The sequence below is a fragment of the Calothrix sp. CBUCES-K 9914 genome, from assembly GCF_059640475.1.
Window position 1 is genome coordinate 1 of record NZ_JBXXZH010000487.1, and the last position, 2852, is coordinate 2852.

Below are 2852 nucleotides of genomic sequence, written 5' to 3' on the forward strand. Positions count from 1 at the left end.
TTCAGCGCTAGCCGTTTTGGCACTAACTCACCTAAAATTAACGTTATATATGTGATAATAACTATTGCTAATATCTTTGATAACTGTTCCTTATATGCGACTGATAGTGCAAATGTATTTAATACAGGTGAAAGTCGCTTCGATATCGCTTCTTCAGCGTAGGCGCCTGTAAGAATTGTTAGTAAGGTGATACCAATTTGGACAGTTCCTAGAAATTGGTTTGGGGAGGAGGCTAGGTTTAAAGCAACACGTGCTTTTGCATCACCGCGTTCGGCAAGCTGCTGCAAGCGAACTTTACGCGCGGAAACAATCGCCAACTCAGACATGACAAACAGACCGTTGACGAGGACTAATAGAAAGATTATTAAGATTTCCACTGTTGGAGACATTATGATAATTGCCGTAGATTACGGCTGACCCTGCTTAAGTTGAAATTTTTACTATCTAGTATTCCAGGTTATGCCATACAATACCCTGAATATATAAAAACTCATCTTAGTTATCAATCACACTTTTCGCTCTTGGGCGCCGCTTCGTTATTTTACTAGGAATTAGAAAGTGCTGAGTACGCCACTTAAGCGTGGGACTCTTCTAAAATAGTTTCAGGTAGGTACGGTTGCAACTGCTTGTACCTTAAAATGACTTGCACGCCTTTGTTTAAAAAATATGACTTTTTCCTCCATCGTGCGCGCGCTGGGACGCTCACCTCTCACTTCGGAACTCATTAGTAAGTTAAATCGACAACAGGATTTATATTTAAGCGGTATTGCCCGTCTACCCAAGGGTTTAGTTACTTCAGCTTTGGCAAGAACCGAAGGGCAGAATTTGTGCGTGGTATGTGCGACTTTGGAAGAGGCAGGACGCTGGACAGCACAACTGGAAGCGATGGGGTGGAGAAACGTGCTTTTTTACCCAACTTCTGAAGCTTCACCCTATGAACTGTTTGACCCTGAAACTGAAATGACTTGGGGACAAATGCAGGTTTTGGCGGATTTGGTCAAAGATAAAGAGCAATTGGTAAATCACAATGGAGCAAAAAACAATCTTGGAGCTTCTACAAATCAAATTGCTATCGTTGCTACTGTTGGAGCGTTACAACCCCATTTACCCCCGCGCGAAGCTTTTATACCGTTTTGTCTTACTATAAAGCAGGGAAGCGAGATTGATTTAGATAAGTTTGGTGAACAAATTACTAAGTTAGGTTACGAACGGGTTGCTTTAGTTGAGACGGAAGGACAGTGGAGTCGGCGCGGTGATATTGTTGACGTTTTCCCTGTATCCTCAGAATTGCCAGTACGCTTAGAATGGTTCGGTGATGAAATTGAGCAAATTCGCGAATTTGACCCCGCTACACAGCGTTCTGCACTCGATAAAGTTCCAGAATTAGTTTTAACACCTACTACTTTTAGTGTTATTTTTACTGAAGCTCTCAATAATAGTGCTGAGTATAAAGTGCTGAGTGCTGAGTTGGAGAAAGACTCAGCACTCAGGACTCAGCACTCATTACTTATAGAAGGAAGTCGTAGATTTTTGGGTTTGGCATATGATAAGCCAGCTTCTTTATTAGATTATTTACCATCCAATACTTTTATTGCGATTGATGAACCTGAACAGTGTTATGCACATAGTGACCGTTGGGTAGAGAATGCTGAAGAACAGTGGCAGCAATTAGGTACACAAAGTGAGGAATGGGGAACAGAAAATGAGGATGATAACGAAGACGAATTACCCACTCCTCGTAGAGACGCGATTAATCGCGTCTCTACACTCAGCACGACTCACTCAGCACTCCTCACTCCTCACTCCTTACTTCCCAAGATACATCGTGAATTTGGTGAGTGTTTGCTTGCTGCTTCGGTATATAAATTAATTTATTTATCGGAACTGGCGGAAACAATTATTACTGAGCAAGGTAATCAATCAGGTATTAATCTTGCTGGCCGTCCTGTTCCTGTAACTCCACACCAGTTTGCCAAAATAGCGGAAACAATAAGACAAGAGCGTGACCGTAATTTCTCTGTATGGGTAATTTCTGCACAACCAAGCCGTTCTGTATCGTTATTGCAGGAACATGACTGTCCAGCGCAGTTTATTCCCAACCCAAATGATTTTCAGGCGATTGAAAAGCTACAAATAAATCATACGCCTGTAGCGCTTAAATATTCTGGACTTGCGGAACTGGAAGGGTTTGTGCTGCCAACTTACCGAATGGTTATTGTTACCGACCGTGAGTTTTATGGGCAGCATTCGCTTGCGACTCCTAGCTATGTTCGTAAACGGCGCCAGTCTACTTCTAAGCAAGTTGATTTAAATAAGTTGCGTCCGGGTGATTATGTAGTACACCGTAATCATGGTGTAGGTAAGTTTCAAAAGCTTGAGAGTTTAACGCTGAATGAGGAGACGCGCGATTATTTGGTGATACAGTACGCGGATGGGTTATTGCGTGTTGCTGCTGACCAGGTAGGCGCCCTTTCTAGGTTCCGTGCGACTACAAATAAGGCGCCTGAACTGAATAAGATGACGGGTAAGGCGTGGGAGAATACTAAGAATAAAGTTCGCAAGGCGATTAAGAAGTTAGCGGTAGATTTGTTAAAGTTGTATGCGGCTCGGTCTCAGCAACAAGGGTTTTCTTACCCGGAGGATATGCCTTGGCAAGAGGAAATGGAAGATTCTTTCCCTTATCAACCAACTCCTGACCAACTCAAAGCTACGCAAGATGTGAAGCGAGATATGGAAAGTAACCGACCGATGGATAGGTTGGTATGTGGAGATGTGGGTTTTGGTAAGACTGAGGTTGCTATCCGCGCGATTTTTAAAGCTGTCACCGCTGGCAAACAAGTGGCTCTTTTGGC

2 protein-coding genes are annotated in these 2852 nt (G+C 43.1%); one reads left to right on the top strand and one right to left on the bottom strand.

Annotation, left to right across the window (positions count from 1 at the left end; all coding sequences use genetic code 11):
- On the bottom strand, positions 1-389 hold a 389-nt coding region (locus tag AC2JBO_RS44300; RefSeq protein ID WP_496959975.1), incomplete at its 3' end, for a CNNM domain-containing protein.
- A 277-nt stretch (positions 390-666) separates the two neighbouring features.
- Here AC2JBO_RS44300 and AC2JBO_RS44305 point away from each other — a divergent pair.
- Positions 667-2852: CarD family transcriptional regulator (locus AC2JBO_RS44305; protein ID WP_496959976.1), on the top strand; the 2186-nt coding region annotated here is incomplete at its 3' end.